Raw genomic sequence first — 15,518 nt, forward strand, 5'->3', positions numbered from 1 at the left:
ACTACGCGACTAACGATCCTGTACGTCGTCAGGCGGTGGCGGTTGCTGGGACTCCGGTACCACCGGAGTGATCCGCCGCCCCTGCGCATCCGTACTGGGCAACCGCGGCGCCGTCCCCTGGAACCGCGTCGCGCCCGCGGCCTCACGGGCCGACAGTGGCTTGGCGATGTTCTCCAGCGACTGCCCTTCCGCGTTGACCCCGAAGAACCAGGCGATCAGGCCACCGATCAGCATGACGGCCGCGCCGATGATGTAGCCCACCGTCAGCGGCCCGCGCGGCGGGTTGTCGCCCTCACCGATCAGCGACGCGAACAGGAACGGTGCGATCACGCCACCGGTCAGCTGCGAGATCGCGAAGAAGAACGAGATCGCCTGCCCACGCAGCTCGATCGGGAAGATCTCGCTCACCGTCAGGTACGCCGACGACGCGCCCGCCGAGGCGAAGAAGAACACCACGCACCACAGCGCGGTCAGCCCGGCCGCGTTCAGCGAACCCGCGTTGAACAGCAGCGCGGTGACGAACAGCACGATGGCCGAGATCGAGTACGTCGCCAGGATCATCTTGCGGCGGCCGATGGTGTCGAACCAGTGGCCGAGCAGCAACGGACCCGCCAGGTTCCCGATCGCGAACGGGAAGAAGTACAGGGCGACGCCGGAGTCGGACAACCCGAAGTACGACTTCAGCACCAGTGCGTAGGTGAAGAAGATCGCGTTGTAGAGGAAGGCCTGGGTGACCATCATCGAGAAGCCGAGGAACGATCTGCTCCGGTAGTCCCGCAACATGATCCGGGCGATCTCGCGATACGTCACCGGCGGGTAGTCGACGACGTTGATCGCCTCGTCGTCGGTCACCGCGCGCAGCTCGCCGCCTTGCCGCCGTACCGTCTCCTCGATCGAGTCGACGGTCCGCTCGGCCTCCTCGACCCGGCCGTGCGTCATCAGCCAGCGCGGGCTCTCCGGAATGTGCCGTCGCAGGTAGATGATCATCAGGCCCATCACCGGACCGACCAGGAAGCACAGCCGCCAGCCCCACTCGACCGGGATGATGTCCTTGTCCAGGAAGACCAGGCCGACCGCGGAGCCGATCAGCGCACCCGCCCAGTACGTTCCGTTGACGCCGATGTCGACGCGGCCCCGGTACTTCGACGGGATCAGCTCGTCGATCGCCGAGTTGATCGCGGCGTACTCACCGCCGATGCCCATCCCGGCCACGAACCGGCACAGCGCGAGCGACCAGAAGTCCCAGGTCAGACCCGCGGCGCCGGAGGCGACCAGATAGACCACCAGGGTGATGATGAACAGGCTCTTGCGGCCGAACTTGTCGGTCATCCGCCCGAAGAAGAGCGCACCTACCACTTCACCAGCGAGGTAGATGGAGGCCAGCAGACCGACCTCTTTGGTGCTGAGCCCGAGGGTCGCACCTTCTTTCAGGGTGTTGCCGACCAGGGAGACCAGCTGGATCTCCAGGCCGTCCAGAATCCAGGAGACGCCGAGACCGACGACGATCATCCAGTGGAACCGGGTCCACGGCAATCGGTCCATCCGGGCGGGTACCAGACTCGGTATCGCCTTGCCCTCGTCCAAGGCATGCTCGCTGCTCATTCGCACTCCTCCCGGCCGGCGTCACAGAACAGTCCGTCAGAGCCCGTACCCCCGCAGTCACACCCTCCAAACCCACCAGCACGGCACAAGCTTCGGGAGGCTGGATACAGTGGCTGGCATGGAGAACGAGATCGCGATCACGGACGCCACCGACGCGAGCCGGTACGAGGCGCGCGATGCCGACGGCAACCTGATGGGGTTCGTCGACTACAAGCGGTTCGGCTCGGTGATCGCCTTCCGGCATGCGGAGACGCTGCCCGAGTACCAGGGCCGTGGAGTAGCCGGCAAGATCGCGACCAAGTCGCTCGACGACGCCCGCGCCGCGGGGCTGCGGGTCCGCCCGGCATGCCCGTACTACCAGGACTTCCTGAAGAAGCACACCGAGTACGCCGACCTGGTGGACGCCGAGTGAGCGCGCCCGTTCTCGGCAAGCTGGAGTGGCGGGCGGCCTCCGAAGTACCGGAGTTGCTGGCCGAGCCCGTGCGGGCTGCTCTCGGTGACCTGCCCGCGTGGGCGGTGGCGATCGACCCGACACTGGCCGACACGGCCGCGTTCTGCGCGGAGTACGACGTACCGATGGCCGCGTCGGCGAACTGCGTGATCGTGCACGGCAAGCGGGCCGGCGAGTCGACCTATGCCGCGGTCATGGTGCTGGCCACCCGCCGGGCCGATGTCAACGGCATCGTGCGCAAACACCTCGGCGTCCGGAAGATCTCGTTCGCGGCGCAGGACGACGCGGTCGGCTCGACCGGGATGGAGTACGGCGGCATCACGCCGATCGGCGTACCGGCTGCTTGGCCGGTGCTCGTTGACGAGGCAGTGGCTCAGGCCGGGCTGGTCGTGATCGGCAGCGGGATCCGTGGCTCGAAGCTGCTCGTCGACGGCGCGGACCTGGCCAAGCTCCCGAGCGCCACGGTGCTCGAACTCGCGACTCCCGCCTGAACTCCGGCTAGCATGCTGGGGTGACGGTGGCGGGTGGTGAAGGTGGGCCGACCGCGCTCCGCATCATGCTCGGCGGTCATCTGCGCCGGATGCGCGAGGCCGCGGGGATCAGCCGCGCCGACGCGGGCTGGCAGATCCGCGCCTCGGAGTCCAAGGTCAGCCGGATGGAACTCGGCCGGGTCGGGTTCAAAGAACGCGACGTGAACGACCTGCTCGACCTGTACGAGATGAAGGACGCGCAGGAACGCGAGCGGCTGATGGAGCTGGCCCGCGCCGCGAACAACCCCGGCTGGTGGTCGCGGTACGGCGACGTGATGCCGAGCTGGTTCGGCAACTACGTCGGGCTCGAGGTCGCGGCCAAGCTGATCCGGACGTACGAGCTGCTCTTCGTACCTGGGCTGCTGCAGACCGAGGACTACGCCCGGGCCGTCGTCCAGCTCGGCAAGGCGTACCTGCCGTCCGAGGAGATCAACCAGCGGGTGGCGCTGCGGGTGACCCGGCAGCAGATCCTCACCCGGCCCGATCCGGTCCGCTTGTGGGTCGTGCTCGACGAGGCGGCGCTGCACCGGCCGGTCGGTGGGCGGGACACGATGCGCGAGCAGATCCAGTACCTGATCGAGGCCTCGCAGAAGCCGAACATCACCCTGCAGATCATGCCGTTCAGCAGCGTCGGCTATCCCGACGCCGGTGGCGCGTTCAGCATCCTGCGGTTCCCCGAGGGCGATCTGCCGGACGTCGTCTACATCGAGCACGCGGCCAGCGCGCTCTACCTCGACAAGCTCGAGGACCTGGACGAGTACGCCGCGATCATGGAGGCACTCACGATCGCGGCGGCGCCGGTCAGTGCCACCCCTGCCCTGCTCGCGGAAGCCCTCGAGCGGATGAGCTGAACCTGGGCGGCACCGGCCGGTGACTGGTTGGTGGTTCAGGCGACGCTGAGGTCGACCTTGATGTTGCCGCGGGTCGCGTTGGAGTACGGGCAGACCTGGTGGGCCTGGGCGACGAGCGCCTCGGCCTCGGCGCGCTCCAGGTTCGGCAGGGAGACGACGAGCTCGACCTCGAAGCCGTAGCCGGCGCCGCCGTTGATCGGGCCGATACCGACGGCCGCGGTGACGGTCGAGTCGTCGACGTTCTGCTTGGTCTTACGGGCGACCGTCTTCATCGCGCTGTGGAAGCAGGACGCGTAACCGGCCGCGAAGAGCTGCTCCGGGTTGGTGCCGTCACCGCTGCCGCCCATCTCCTTCGGCGGCGCGAGGGTGACGTCCAGCTTGCCGTCGTCGCTCGCGGTGTGACCCTGCCGGCCACCCTCTGCGGTCGCGCGGGCGGTGTACAGAACCTTCTCTACTGCAATGGTCATGGTTTCTAGCTCCTGGTTTTCAGCGAGTGGGGTCGAGCACGAGCTTGCCGACGGTCCGGCGGGCCCGCATGTCTTCGTGGGCGGTGACGATCTCGGACAGGGCGTAGTCGCCGCCGAGGATCGAGCGCAGCTTGCCGTCCTGGACCAGCCCGAACAGCTCGGTGAGCGGGTCGCCCAGCAGCGCCGGGGTCTTGAAGCAGTCGGCCAGCCAGAAGCCGGCGATGGTCTTCGAGCCCTTCATCAAGCGGGCCGGCGCGATCGGCTCGGCCATCTGACGCGACGCCGCACCAAAGGTGACGAGCCGGCCGAAGGTCGCCAGCGCGTCGAAGGACTCGTTGAGAGTCGGTCCGCCGACCATCTCCAGCACGATGTCGACGGGCTTGCCGTCGTTGGCCTCGATGATCCGGTCCTTCAGGCCCTCGGGCTCACCGTCGATCGCGGCGTCCGCACCGAGCTCGAGGATCTGCTTGCGCTTCTCCTCGGTGGAGGCGGTAGCGATGACGCGTCCGGCGCCCCACAGCTTGGCGAGCTGGATGGCCAGCGAGCCGACTCCACCAGCGCCGGCGTGGATCAGTACGGACTCCCCTGGCTGCATGTGGGTCGAAGTCTTCAACAGGTGCCAAGCGCTCGTGCCCTGCACGATCAGCGCCAGTGCATCGGCGTCACTGACGCCTTCCGGTACGTCGAACGCGGCCTGCGCGTAGCCGACCGCCTTCTCCGCATAACCGCCGGAGCCGACCAGCGCGACGACCCGGCGGCCGTCCTCGGTGTGACCGACGACCTCGCCACCCGGCGTCAGCGGCAGCTTCGCCTTGGACAGGTAGCTGTTCTCCACCTGGTGGGTGTCGGCGTAGTTCACGCCCGCGCGGTCCACGGTGATCAGGATCTGACCGTCACCCGGCACCGGCTCCGCGATGTCCACGACCTCGAGAACCTCTGGTCCACCGAACTCGCTGATCTGTACCGCTCGCACTGTAGCGCTCCTTCCGGTTGCTTCCTCTACGCTGTACTATACACCGTACGTTATAGAACCGCACTGTGATCCGGGAGACAGCCAGATGCCAGCCAGCAGCAGAGCCAGGACGCCGCGGAACACGCTCAGCCCCGAGCTGATCGTGCGGACCGCGCTCGACCTGATGGAGGCCAAGGGTCTTCACGCCTTCAGCCTGCGCGGCGTGGCCGGTGAGTTGGGTGTCGGCCCGATGGCGCTCTACACCTACTTCCGTAACAAGGACGATCTGTACGACGCGATCCGCGACCACCTGATGGCCCTGGTGCCCGATGTGCCGCAGGACCTCCCCTGGCTCGACCAGGTCCGCTTCGTCTGCCGCGGCCTGCGCGCCCTGATGCTGCAGCACCCTTGCCTTGCGCAACTACTCGCGAGCCGCCCGTTGAGCGGCAAGGAGACCGCCCGGGTGGCCGAAGGCCTGCTCGGCGTACTCCGGGCCGCCGGCCTCGAACCCGAAGCCGCCGCCCGGACGCACACGACCCTGTTCACCTATGTGCTCGGCGCAACGACCTGGGAGATCCAGATGGCCTCCGAGCGCCTCGACCCGGATGCGTGGCGCCGGTTGCGGACGTCGATGGAGTCGCTGTCGGCCCACGAGTTCCCCACCGTCGTCGAGCTCGCGCCGGAGCTCGCCCGGACGTCGGGTGGCGACGAGCAGTTCGACTACGGGCTGGATCTGTTGCTGGCCGGGCTAGCGTCCTGAGCCGGAAGTTCGCGCATACAGCTCCGGTGGTCAGGTGCGTGCATCGCGGTGCTGGAGGAGCGTCCTCGATGCGGAGCATCGTGGATGCTTCGCCAGTGCCGCGAGGTGCGTGCCTGGGCGCCGGAGATGTGCGCGAACTTCCGGCTCAGGACGCTCAGGTCAGAAGACCATCGTGACGATGGCGACGATGCCGATCACGACGATGAGCACGCGCAGGCCGGTCGGCGGCAGCTTGCGGCCGTAGCGGGCGCCGACGAAACCACCGATGGTGGAGCCGACCGCGATCAGCGCGGCCGCGAGCCAGTCGACGTCCGCGACGATGATGAACAGGATCGCGGCGATGCCGTTGACGACCGTGGCGAGCACGTTCTTCAGGCCGTTCATCCGTTGCAGGTTCGCGTCCATGCCGATGCCGAGGATCGCCATCAGGAGGACGCCCTGGGCCGCGCCGAAGTACCCGCCGTAGATGCCGGTGAGGAAGACAGCGGGGATCACCCACCAGGCGCCACGGTGGGTGTGGGTGGGGAGGCTGATCCGCTTGGACAGCCACGGTTGCAGGGCGACCAGGACGCAGCCGAGCAGGATCAGGCCGGGAACGACGGCTTTGAAGGCCGAGCCGGGGAGTTTCAGCAGCAGGACGGCGCCGACGATGCCGCCGAGGAGCGAGGCGGGGATCAGGCGGAGGAGCCGGCCGCGCTGGCCTTCGAGTTCACGCCGGTAGCCGATCGCGCCGGCCGCCGTACCGGGTGACAGGCCGATGTTGTTGCTGACGTTCGCCAGGACCGGGGGGATGCCGACAGCAAGCAACGTGGGGAAGGTCAGCAACGTGCCGGACCCCACCACCGCGTTGATCGTGCCCGCGCCCATACCCGCCACCAGGACGAACAGCGCCTCGAACCATGTCATCGTCGCAAGACTCTACGCACCTGATAGCGATTTCCGATCATCAGTCCGCTCGCTGAACAGGTTTTTGCCGCCAACGTCACACGGCCCCGGCTCATCCTGCGAGCCGGGGCCGTGTGACGTTGCGTAGTACTGAGTCCTACCGCTCGAGCGGCGGACCGTCCTGGACCGGGGAGGTCTGCTCGGGTGCCGAGGTGACTGCCGGGGGTGCCTGCTGGGCCGCGCGGTTGCCGACGGCTGCGTTCTGCGCGGCCGCGATGGCTTCCTGGACCGCGTTGTCGGCCTCGACGACGGCCGCGTCCGGCGTGGCCGCCGACCCGAGACCGCTGTCGACCGACACCGCCTGCGAGTCGCCCAGGTCGGGCTCCGGGAACGGACCCTCGGCCTTCTGGGTGATGCCGGCGATCTGGCCGACGGCGCTGCCGAGGCCTTCCATCGCCTTGCCGATCTCGCTCGGGATGATCCAGAGCTTGTTCGAGTCGCCCTGCGCGATCGACGGCAGCATCTGCAGGTACTGGTAGGCGAGCAGGCCCTGGTCGGGCTTGCCGGCGTGGATCGCGTTGAAGACGGTGGTGATGGCCTGCGCCTCACCCTGCGCCTTCAGGATCCGGGCCTCCCGCTCGGCCTGGGCGCGCAGGATCCGGGACTCCCGGTCGCCCTGCGCGGTCAGGATCGCGGACTGCTTCTGGCCCTCGGCCGACAGGACGGCCGACTGGCGCATACCTTCGGCGGTCAGGATCGCGGCGCGCTTGTCGCGGTCCGCGCGCATCTGCTTCTCCATCGAGTCCTGGATCGACGGCGGCGGGTCGATCGAGCGGAGCTCGACCCGGTTGACCCGGATGCCCCACTTGCCGGTCGCCTCGTCCAGGACGTACCGGAGCTTCTCGTTGATCTCCTCGCGCGACGTCAGCGTCTGCTCGAGGTCCATTCCACCGATGATGTTTCGCAGCGTGGTCATCGTCAGCTGCTCGATGGCCTGGATGTAGTTGGAGATCTCGTAGGTCGCCCGGACCGGGTCGTTGACCTGGAAGTAGATGACGGAGTCGATCGACACCATCAGGTTGTCCTCGGTGATGACGCCCTGCGGCGGGAACGCGACCACCTGCTCACGCATGTCGATCGTGTAGCGGACCTTGTCGACGAACGGGGTCAGCAGGTTCAGGCCCGGCTGCAAGCCGACCTTGAACTTCCCGAACCGTTCCACGATGCCCACGGTCTGCTGCTGCACGACCCGGACAGATTTGATCAGTGTGACGACCACCAGTAAGGCGACCAATGCCAGCACTATGAGGAACGCGGTCACGTGACCCTCCCACTCGAAGAACCCTCAGGACGAACAGTCTTTCCTATCGACGGGCCACCGTGTGCAACGGTTCCCTCACGATCGGACCTGCCCATGAAACCGACAGTACTTCGAGCCCGGCGCCGCGCAACCGCGCCACACCACGGCATTGGTCGGCATGTGGCGGCTACCCTGCCAGGGCCCCGATTCGCCTGGCCCTAGCAGCTTATCGGGCCGCTGACGTGAAGCATCAGGCCAGCCGCACGAAAACCCGCCAGCGAACACTGTTTCTTCGGCGACTGACTCTCCACAGCGCGCCAGCCGCCGAACAACCCGCCGGCCGACGCCGGGATGGGCCCATTTCGGCTGAACTTGGGCGGTTCGTCGCGGCGCAACAGCACCGTCCCCGCCGAGGCGCCTGTCTCGCCAGGCCGGCCGGGGGTTGGGGAGGATTTTCTGGAGACCGGGGAGGAAATTGCGCCGATTCGGGGGCAATACCCTCCCTAAACCCCTTGTCCCAAAGGGATTTCCCTCCCCAACCGCCTACCCGGCAACTTCCCGTCATCACCACGCGAACCGGCCGACTTTGCCATCACCCGCGCCCCGCCCCGCCTTGCAGTCGTCACCCCGCGACCCGCCCCGCCTTGCAGTCGTCACCCCGCGACCCGATCGGCTTTGTCAAGGTGACCCTCTGGCTCATACCCCTCCGCGGGATCCGTGTAGCTGCGTCCTTCACCAGCACACTCCCGCAGCGGCGACCGCGCACCACGGTCCCTCAGCCACAGCACCCCGAGGCCACAGCCCCTCACCGACAGAACCCCGCAACCACAGCCGTCCCTGCGTGGCCGCCGCTCAGCGGGGTGGTTCGGAGTCCTTGGGTTCGGTCTTCTCCGGGCCGCGGAGCTCGGGGAGGGTGTGGTCGATGGGCTGGCCGATCGGGTAGACGACGGCGGTGGCGCCGTCGATGGACATCACCTCGACGCGGGTGCCGGGCTGGATGGTGGAGACGTCGTCGTAGGGGCGGGCGGTCCACAGTTCGCCGTTGAGTTTGATCGAGCCGCCGCCGTCGGGGTGGATCTCCTTGACGACGACGCCGCTGCGGCCGATCACGTGGGCGGAGCCGGTCTTCAGCTCGCCGGTGTGGTGCATCTTGCGGACCAGGAGCGGGCGGATGGCGCCCAGCATCGCGGCGGCCGTCACCAGGCCGACGACGATCTGCAACCAGAGCAGGTGCGGGAACAAGGCGCCTACGCCGGCCGCGGTGATCGCCCCCGCGGCGAGCATCAGCAAGGTGAAGTCGAGCGAAGCCAGCTCCGCCAGACCGAGCACGACGGCGATCCCGAGCCACGCCGCCCAGACGTTGTCCCGCAGCCAATCCATCATCTGCCAACTCTATCCGCGTTCGGGACCTCAGGCAGGTCCATCTGCAGTGTGACGCGGAGAAACAGCTTCTGGATTCAGAGTGCGCGGGCGAAGTACCGGCCGTCGCGGTGGTCCAGGCTGAGGGCGAGGTCGAAGGTGTCACTCAAAGTCTCGGCCGTCAGGGCCTGGTCGATCGGTCCGGCCGAGATCACCCGGCCTTGCTTCAGCAACAACGCATGCGTGAAGCCCGGCGGGATCTCCTCGACGTGGTGCGTGACGAGGACCATCGCCGGAGCGCCTTCGGCGGTCGCGATCGAGCTGAGGGACCGTACCAACTGTTCGCGACCCGTAAGGTCCAGCCCGGCCGCCGGCTCGTCCAGCAGCATCAGCTCGGGATCGGTCATCAGCGCGCGGGCGATCTGGACCCGCTTGCGCTCCCCCTCGGACAGCGTCCCGAAGGTGCGGTCGCTCAGGTGGCCGATGCCGAGCTCGGTCAGCAACTCCTTGGCCCGCTGGTGGTCCAGCTCGTCGTACTCCTCACGCCAGCGGCCGAGTACGGCGTACGACGCCGAGACCACCACGTCGGACACCCGCTCCGACTTCGGCAGCCGATCGGCGAGCGCGGCGCTGGTCAGCCCGATCCGCGGCCGCAGCTCGAACACGTCGACCGCGCCGAGCACCTCGCCGAGCAGCCCGACCACACCGGTCGTCGGGTGCATCTGAGCCGCGAGGATCTGCAGCATCGTCGTCTTGCCGGCCCCGTTCGGGCCGATCACGACCCACCGATCGGTCTCCTCGATGGACCAGTCGACGGCGTCCAACAGAACCGCGCCACCGCGCACGATCGAGACACCGGCCAGCTCCGCTACTGCAGTCATAGGACCAAAACTTACGGGGTGGGCCCGCGCGACTCGCGACGGGCCTGCCCGAGTCAGACCGTGGTCGCCCGGATGGGACAATGGGAGGTGTGCTGACCACTGCCGCCTCGGTGCGTTTCACCGTCTGGACCAACGCCATGCTGACCGGCGCCTGCGATCCGGACACCGCCGCGCACCAGATCCTCGGTGAGGACGTCGGGCACCACGTGTCCGGCCTCGCCGCGCACCCCGAGCCGGCCACGTTGCCGGTGGCCCTCAACCTGTTGCGCGCGGCCGGCGCGACCCAGGCGCATCTCGCGCTGCCTATCCCGGGTGACCCGATCGGACTGGCCGGGCCGCCGACCTTCAACGAGGCTGCGTTGGAGACGGGCGAGGCCGTAGTACTGACTGGAGCAGAGATCGGGCTCGTACCTTCGTACGTCGGCCCAGCGGTGCAGTGGACCGTCTTGCCGGCGACCAGTCCGCTGCCGGCCGACTTCGGTGAGGCCGACCGTGGGTTGCGGGCCGCGCTGATCGAGGCGGCCGAGTCGCTCGCCAAGCTCGACGTCGCCAAGTGGAAGCCCGAAGTCGCCGACGCGCTGATCGACATCCGGCGGATCGGGTCGGGCAAGGGCGACGACCTTGCCCCCGGCTACGAAGCTCGCGCGGTCAAGACAGCAGCCACCGCTCGCCGCTGTCTCGCCATCGCGGACGCCGCTCTTGAAGACGACGGCGCGGCCATCACCGGCGCGGAGGCGGATGCTCGTCGCCGTGCACTCACCGATCTGGCCGCCGCTGCCAGGCGGGCGCTTGTTGCGGCATGTGGACCGCCAACCTCCCGTTAACAATTCATCGGTAGCCTGGGGCCTTGAGATGACAGGACAGGCTGAGCACGAGACGTCGATAGCAGACCGCCCCACGCTGCTGGTCACTTTGACCGGTACCGACCGGCCGGGCCTGACTTCCGCAGTACTGTCGATGCTCGCGTTGCGCGGGCTCGACGTGATCGACGCCGAGCAGGTGGTACTCCGGGGCCGGTTGGTGCTCGGTGTGCTGTTGTCGGCGCCGCGCGACCACAAGGAACTCAAGAAGGAGCTCAAGGCGCTCGCCGAGAACCTCGAGGTCGACATCAGCCTGAAGAAGGGCTTCGGCGACAACGAGCCGCGGCGCAAGGGCCGGACCCAGGTGACGGTGATCGGCAGCCCGCTGACCGCGCAGGGCTTCGCCGCGATCGCCGGCCGGATCGCCGACACCGGCGCCAACATCGACCGGATCAGCCGGATGGCGCGCTATCCGGTGACCGCGATGGAGATCGCCGTCTCGGGTGCCGATCCGGACTCGCTGCGGACGGTGCTCGCCCTCGAAGGTGTACGGCAGGGACTGGACGTCGCAGTACAACCTGGTGGGCTGTACCGGCGGGCCAAGCGGCTGATCGTGATGGACGTCGACTCCACCCTGATCCAGGGCGAGGTGATCGAGATGCTCGCCTCGCACGCCGGCCGGCTCGAAGAGGTCGCGGCGGTCACCGAGCAGGCGATGCGCGGTGAGCTGGACTTCGCCGACTCGCTGCGCAGCCGGGTCGCGACGCTCGAAGGGCTGCCGTCGTCGGCGCTCGACGAGGTGTACGAGGCGATCGTGCTGGCGCCGGGCGCGCGCACGCTGGTCCGGACGCTGAAGCGGCTCGGGTACCAGTTCGCGATCGTCAGCGGCGGCTTCAGCCAGATCACCGACAAGCTCGCCGCCGACCTCGGCATCGACTTCGCCAGCGCGAACGAGCTGGAGATCGTCGACGGCAAACTCACCGGCAAGGTGATCGGCGACATCGTCGACCGGGCCGGCAAGGCCACCGCGCTGCGCCGCTTCGCCGAAACCTCCGGCACCCCGCTGTCCCAGACAGTCGCCATCGGCGACGGCGCCAACGATCTCGACATGCTCGCCGCCGCCGGCCTGGGCATCGCCTTCAACGCCAAGCCGGTCGTCCGGGCCGCCGCCGACACCCACGTGAGCGTCCCTTACCTCGACACGATCCTCTACCTCCTCGGCATCAGCCGCGAAGAAGTAGAAGCCGCCGACGCGGACGCCGATACCGACGCCTGAAACCCAGTTGCCGCCCCGGCGCAGCTGGGTCGAGGATCGTCTCTCGTGCCTACTCCCCCAGTCATGCCAGTCGGATTCACCTGCCGCCCCGCCACGACAGCCGATGCCGCGCCGATCGCCGAGATGTCCGGCGTGGCGGTCGACGAGGTGGAGGCGTCGCTCGAGCGACCCGGCCTCGACGCCTCCGTCGACAGCCTGATGGTTCTTGATCCGGCCGGCGACGTCGCAGCCTGGGCATGGGTCCGGGGTCGCCGGTCTCAGGTCGACGTCGGAGCGAAGTATCGCGGGCTGGGTCTGGGGAACGGTCTGGTCGAATGGGTCGAGCGCCGGGCTGTCGAGTCGGGTACCGACCGGGTCGCTCAGACGGTCGACGACGAGGACCACGCCGGTACTACGCTCTTGCGAGCGCGCGGGTACGACGTGATCGCGACCAACTGGAAGCTCACCAAGCCCGTCGACGAGGAGCCGCCGCAGCCGGAGCTGCCCGCCGGGATCACCATCCGGCCCTTCTCCGGCGAGGACGCGCAGGCGGCGTACCAGGTGATCCAGGACGCCTTCGACGACTGGCAATCGCGTCGCTGGGGCTTCGACGAGTGGGCCCGGATGACCATCGAGCGGACGACCTTCGCGCCCGGGCTCTCCCCCGTCGCCTTCGCCGGCAACGAACTCGTCGGTGCCGCGATCTGCCTGGCGCTCCCCGATTCCGGGGCCGGATACGTCGAACACCTGGCCGTCCGCGCCGACCAGCGCGGCAAGGGCATCGCCCGAGCCCTGATCGCGCGGGCCTCCCTCGACTTCTATCGCCATGGCCGGCCCGACCTGGTGCTGTGGACCCACTCGGGCACCGGCGCGCTGGCCATGTACGAGCGGCTCGGGATGACCGTCCAGCACAGTACGACGGTATTCAGCCGCAAGCTCTGAGCGCGGGGAACGGTCCCTCGCGCGATAGCGGTGACGAGGCGTTGACACGGCGCTATGAGAGCGCTCTCATATGCGTACGCACCCGCCCTGGCGCCACCTGGTGACGGCGCCTGACCGTGGAGGTCAACCATGCGTTCCCGCCCCAGCAAACCATCCACCCGCCTCCGAGCCGTCCTCAGTGCTCTGCTCGCTCCCGTCCTGGTCGTGACCGCGTTGACGGTCGCGGCGCAGGCCAGTGTTCCGCCGCCGCCCGCGGGGTGGACGACGGTGTGGAGTGACGATTTCAACGGCAACAGCGGCACCTTGCCGTCGAGTGCCAACTGGATCATCGACACCGGTCACGCCTATCCGGGCGGCCCGGGCAACTGGGGTACCGGGGAGATCCAGAACTACACGAACAGTACGAACAACCTCTCCCTCGACGGCGCCGGCAACCTCCGGATCACGCCTCGCCGCGACGGCGCCGGCAACTGGACGTCGGCCCGGATCGAGACCCAGCGCAGCAACTTCAAGCCGCCGTCGGGTGGCGTGGTCGCGATGGAGGCGCGGATCCAGATGCCCAACGTCACGGGCAACGCGGCGCTCGGGTACTGGCCCGCGTTCTGGGCGCTCGGTTCGCCGTACCGGGGCAACTACTGGAACTGGCCGGGCATCGGCGAGTTCGACATCATGGAGAACGTCAACGGGCTCAACTCTGTCTGGGGCGTGCTGCACTGCGGCGTGAACCCCGGCGGCCCCTGCAACGAGACGACCGGCATCGCCAGCAACCGCGCCTGCCCCGGCAGCACCTGCCAGGCCGGCTTCCACACGTACCGGTTCGAGTGGGACACCAGCATCTCGCCGAACCAGTTCCGCTGGTACGTGGACGGGCAGCAGTTCCACTCCGTCAGCCAAGGGCAGTTGCCGGCCGACACCTGGGCCAACATGACCTCACATGCCGGGTACTTCATCCTGCTCAATGTCGCCATCGGCGGCGCCTTCCCGGATGCGCTCGCCGCGCCGACGCCTCGCGCCGAGACCGTCCCCGATCGGCCGATGGTGATCGACTACGTCGCCGTGTCCACCCGTGGTGGCGGTGGCGATCCGACGACTCCCCCGACCACCCCACCTGGTGGGGGCGGTAGCGCGTACAGCACCATCCAGGCCGAATCGTTCAGCCAGCAAGGCGGTGTGGGCGTCGAGACGACCACGGACTCCGGTGGCGGGCAGAACCTGATGCAGATCGGGAACGGCGACTGGGCGCTCTACCCCAGCGTCGACTTCGGGAGCTCCGCGGCTCGTCAGTTCGTCGGGCGGGTGGCGTCGGGGGCCGCCGGTGGAGTGAGCGGTCTCGTCGAGGTTCGACTCGACAGCCGGAGCAATGCGCCGATCGGGAGCTTCGCGGTGGCCAACACGGGTGGCTGGCAGAGTTGGCGCAGTGTCCCGGCCAACATCAGCGCGGTCACCGGCGTACACAACGTCTATCTGACCTTCACGAGCGGCCAGCCGGCCGACTTCGTCAACGTCAACTGGTTCACCTTCGGGCACTGAGATGCGGGCGACGAAGGTTCTCGCCGGTGGGGTCGTGCTGATCGCGGCAGCGGCCGCGGTACTGGTTCATCAGCAGGCGCAGGCGACTCCGCAGCCGGTCGATCACTCGAAGATGCATCATGGCGAAGCTCCGACCGCTGCCGAGGCAGCTGCGATGGAGAAGTTGCAGCTGGCACCGGTGCCGGGGTCGGAGTTCCGGGCCGAATGCCGGAGCAGTCATCGGGCCGGCAACGACCCGATCGTGTTCCCCGGCCAGACCGGCGCATCGCACATCCACGAGTTCTTCGGCAACACGTCGACGAACGCCGACTCGACACTGCAGTCGCTGCGGCTCGGCGGCACCAACTGCAATCCGGTCGCCGACAAGTCGGCGTACTGGACGCCCACCCTCTATCAGAACGGAGTGCCGGTCGCACCCGAACGGGTGACCATCTACTACCAGGGAATCACCGACCGGACGCACGCAACCGCTTATCCACAAGGCCTTCGGTACGTGATCGGCAACGCCGCCGCAACCAGCCCCGACCAGAACCCGGCCGCCCGCTGGTCCTGCGTCGGCCAGAGCCAGTCCAGCCGCGACTTCCTGATCTGCCCACCCGGCTCGAAGCTCGAGAACTACCTCGACTTCCCCACCTGCTGGGACGGCGTCCGCCTCGACTCCCCCAACCACAAGGACCACATGGCCTTCCCCACCGGCCCCACCTGCCCGGCAACCCACCCGGTCGTGGTCCCCCGCCTCGAGTTCCTGATCACCTACCCCGTCAACGGCGGAGGCCTCACGCTAGCCGGAACCCGCAACGGCCAACTCGTCACAACCGCCCCCGGCTACACCTTCCACGGCGACTTCATGAACGCCTGGGACCCGGCCGAACTCCAACGCCGCATCACCAACTGCATCAAGGCCGGCTACATCTGCGGCACCGACGGCAACCCCGTCCAGCAGTAGAACCAGA

The 15,518-nt window shown here is 68.2% G+C and carries 16 protein-coding genes; 9 read left to right on the plus strand and 7 right to left on the minus strand.

The annotated features are described in order from the left end of the window. Window positions 1-9 precede the first annotated feature (9 nt). Window positions 10-1,602 carry an MFS transporter gene (locus tag ABD768_RS03775; protein ID WP_343978573.1) on the minus strand — a complete coding sequence of 531 codons (1,593 nt, stop codon included), beginning with the start codon at window positions 1,600-1,602 and terminating at the stop codon, window positions 10-12. A gap of 118 nt (window positions 1,603-1,720) precedes the next feature. Here ABD768_RS03775 and ABD768_RS03780 point away from each other — a divergent pair, with 118 nt between their 5' ends. The 3 genes from ABD768_RS03780 (at window position 1,721) to ABD768_RS03790 (ending at window position 3,434) form a co-directional block, all read left to right on the plus strand. After that, complete coding sequence (locus tag ABD768_RS03780; protein ID WP_343978570.1) at window positions 1,721-2,014, plus strand: GNAT family N-acetyltransferase; 294 nt, start codon at window positions 1,721-1,723, stop codon at window positions 2,012-2,014. Further along, entirely contained in the window at window positions 2,011-2,544 is a 534-nt protein-coding gene (locus tag ABD768_RS03785) for a YbaK/EbsC family protein (protein ID WP_344837359.1), read from the plus strand. The genes ABD768_RS03780 and ABD768_RS03785 overlap by 4 nt, the downstream gene beginning before the upstream one ends. 65 nt (window positions 2,545-2,609) lie before the next feature. Then, window positions 2,610-3,434 carry a helix-turn-helix domain-containing protein gene (locus tag ABD768_RS03790; protein ID WP_343979492.1) on the plus strand — a complete coding sequence of 275 codons (825 nt, stop codon included), beginning with the start codon at window positions 2,610-2,612 and terminating at the stop codon, window positions 3,432-3,434. A gap of 35 nt (window positions 3,435-3,469) precedes the next feature. On the opposite strand, the gene ABD768_RS03795 is transcribed toward ABD768_RS03790, so the two are convergent. Then, complete coding sequence (locus ABD768_RS03795; RefSeq protein ID WP_344837362.1) at window positions 3,470-3,901, minus strand: organic hydroperoxide resistance protein; 432 nt, start codon at window positions 3,899-3,901, stop codon at window positions 3,470-3,472. 19 nt (window positions 3,902-3,920) lie between these two features. Next, the gene (locus ABD768_RS03800) at window positions 3,921-4,874 is read right to left on the minus strand and encodes a quinone oxidoreductase family protein (RefSeq protein ID WP_343978561.1); all 954 of its coding nucleotides are present in this window, start codon (window positions 4,872-4,874) and stop codon (window positions 3,921-3,923) included. 85 nt (window positions 4,875-4,959) lie between these two features. Between ABD768_RS03800 and ABD768_RS03805 the strand changes: the two genes are divergently transcribed. Beyond that, window positions 4,960-5,613 carry a TetR/AcrR family transcriptional regulator gene (locus ABD768_RS03805; RefSeq protein ID WP_343978558.1) on the plus strand — a complete coding sequence of 218 codons (654 nt, stop codon included), beginning with the start codon at window positions 4,960-4,962 and terminating at the stop codon, window positions 5,611-5,613. A gap of 159 nt (window positions 5,614-5,772) precedes the next feature. Here the strand turns inward: ABD768_RS03805 and ABD768_RS03810 are convergent, their stop codons facing one another. The 4 genes from ABD768_RS03810 to ABD768_RS03825 all read right to left on the minus strand — a co-directional run bounded on the left by ABD768_RS03810 (window position 5,773) and on the right by ABD768_RS03825 (window position 10,038). Continuing rightward, a complete protein-coding gene (locus ABD768_RS03810; RefSeq protein WP_344837365.1) occupies window positions 5,773-6,519 on the minus strand; it encodes a sulfite exporter TauE/SafE family protein in 747 nt (248 codons plus the stop codon). Between the two features lie 136 nt (window positions 6,520-6,655). Then, window positions 6,656-7,819, minus strand: a complete 1,164-nt coding sequence (locus ABD768_RS03815; RefSeq protein WP_343978553.1) for an SPFH domain-containing protein — start codon at window positions 7,817-7,819, stop codon at window positions 6,656-6,658. Window positions 7,820-8,650: 831 nt separating this feature from the next. Next, entirely contained in the window at window positions 8,651-9,181 is a 531-nt protein-coding gene (locus ABD768_RS03820; protein WP_343978551.1) for an NfeD family protein, read from the minus strand. Window positions 9,182-9,255: 74 nt separating this feature from the next. Then, complete coding sequence (locus ABD768_RS03825) at window positions 9,256-10,038, minus strand: ABC transporter ATP-binding protein (protein ID WP_343978548.1); 783 nt, start codon at window positions 10,036-10,038, stop codon at window positions 9,256-9,258. A gap of 80 nt (window positions 10,039-10,118) precedes the next feature. Here ABD768_RS03825 and ABD768_RS03830 point away from each other — a divergent pair, with 80 nt between their 5' ends. The 5 genes from ABD768_RS03830 to ABD768_RS03850 all read left to right on the plus strand — a co-directional run bounded on the left by ABD768_RS03830 (window position 10,119) and on the right by ABD768_RS03850 (window position 15,511). Then, the gene (locus ABD768_RS03830) at window positions 10,119-10,862 is read left to right on the plus strand and encodes a hypothetical protein (RefSeq protein ID WP_343978545.1); all 744 of its coding nucleotides are present in this window, start codon (window positions 10,119-10,121) and stop codon (window positions 10,860-10,862) included. A 28-nt stretch (window positions 10,863-10,890) separates the two neighbouring features. Then, window positions 10,891-12,114: a phosphoserine phosphatase SerB gene (gene serB, locus ABD768_RS03835; protein WP_344837370.1), complete on the plus strand. Its 1,224-nt coding sequence runs from the start codon at window positions 10,891-10,893 to the stop codon at window positions 12,112-12,114. A 63-nt stretch (window positions 12,115-12,177) separates the two neighbouring features. Next, window positions 12,178-13,035, plus strand: a complete 858-nt coding sequence (locus ABD768_RS03840; RefSeq protein ID WP_343978539.1) for a GNAT family N-acetyltransferase — start codon at window positions 12,178-12,180, stop codon at window positions 13,033-13,035. 129 nt (window positions 13,036-13,164) lie between these two features. Beyond that, the gene (locus tag ABD768_RS03845) at window positions 13,165-14,565 is read left to right on the plus strand and encodes a glycoside hydrolase family 16 protein (RefSeq protein WP_344837373.1); all 1,401 of its coding nucleotides are present in this window, start codon (window positions 13,165-13,167) and stop codon (window positions 14,563-14,565) included. Window position 14,566: 1 nt separating this feature from the next. After that, on the plus strand, window positions 14,567-15,511 hold the full coding sequence (locus tag ABD768_RS03850; RefSeq protein WP_343978533.1) for a DUF1996 domain-containing protein: 945 nt from the start codon (window positions 14,567-14,569) through the stop codon (window positions 15,509-15,511). Window positions 15,512-15,518 lie beyond the last annotated feature (7 nt).

The sequence above is a fragment of the Kribbella ginsengisoli genome (assembly GCF_039537185.1).
GTDB lineage: Bacteria > Actinomycetota > Actinomycetes > Propionibacteriales > Kribbellaceae > Kribbella > Kribbella koreensis.

Excerpts from the sequence above, each read along its gene's own strand:
- ABD768_RS03775 (WP_343978573.1), bottom strand. The coding sequence starts at position 1,602 with ATGAGCAGCGAGCATGCCTTGGACGAGGGCAAGGCGATACCGAGTCTG.
- ABD768_RS03780 (WP_343978570.1), top strand. The coding sequence starts at position 1,721 with ATGGAGAACGAGATCGCGATCACGGACGCCACCGACGCGAGCCGGTAC.
- ABD768_RS03790 (WP_343979492.1), top strand. The coding sequence starts at position 2,610 with ATGCTCGGCGGTCATCTGCGCCGGATGCGCGAGGCCGCGGGGATCAGC.
- ABD768_RS03795 (WP_344837362.1), bottom strand. The coding sequence starts at position 3,901 with ATGACCATTGCAGTAGAGAAGGTTCTGTACACCGCCCGCGCGACCGCA.
- ABD768_RS03805 (WP_343978558.1), top strand. The coding sequence starts at position 4,960 with ATGCCAGCCAGCAGCAGAGCCAGGACGCCGCGGAACACGCTCAGCCCC.
- ABD768_RS03810 (WP_344837365.1), bottom strand. The coding sequence starts at position 6,519 with ATGACATGGTTCGAGGCGCTGTTCGTCCTGGTGGCGGGTATGGGCGCG.
- ABD768_RS03820 (WP_343978551.1), bottom strand. The coding sequence starts at position 9,181 with ATGATGGATTGGCTGCGGGACAACGTCTGGGCGGCGTGGCTCGGGATC.
- ABD768_RS03825 (WP_343978548.1), bottom strand. The coding sequence starts at position 10,038 with ATGACTGCAGTAGCGGAGCTGGCCGGTGTCTCGATCGTGCGCGGTGGC.
- ABD768_RS03830 (WP_343978545.1), top strand. The coding sequence starts at position 10,119 with ATGGGAGGTGTGCTGACCACTGCCGCCTCGGTGCGTTTCACCGTCTGG.
- serB (WP_344837370.1), top strand. The coding sequence starts at position 10,891 with ATGACAGGACAGGCTGAGCACGAGACGTCGATAGCAGACCGCCCCACG.
- ABD768_RS03840 (WP_343978539.1), top strand. The coding sequence starts at position 12,178 with ATGCCAGTCGGATTCACCTGCCGCCCCGCCACGACAGCCGATGCCGCG.
- ABD768_RS03845 (WP_344837373.1), top strand. The coding sequence starts at position 13,165 with ATGCGTTCCCGCCCCAGCAAACCATCCACCCGCCTCCGAGCCGTCCTC.
- ABD768_RS03850 (WP_343978533.1), top strand. The coding sequence starts at position 14,567 with ATGCGGGCGACGAAGGTTCTCGCCGGTGGGGTCGTGCTGATCGCGGCA.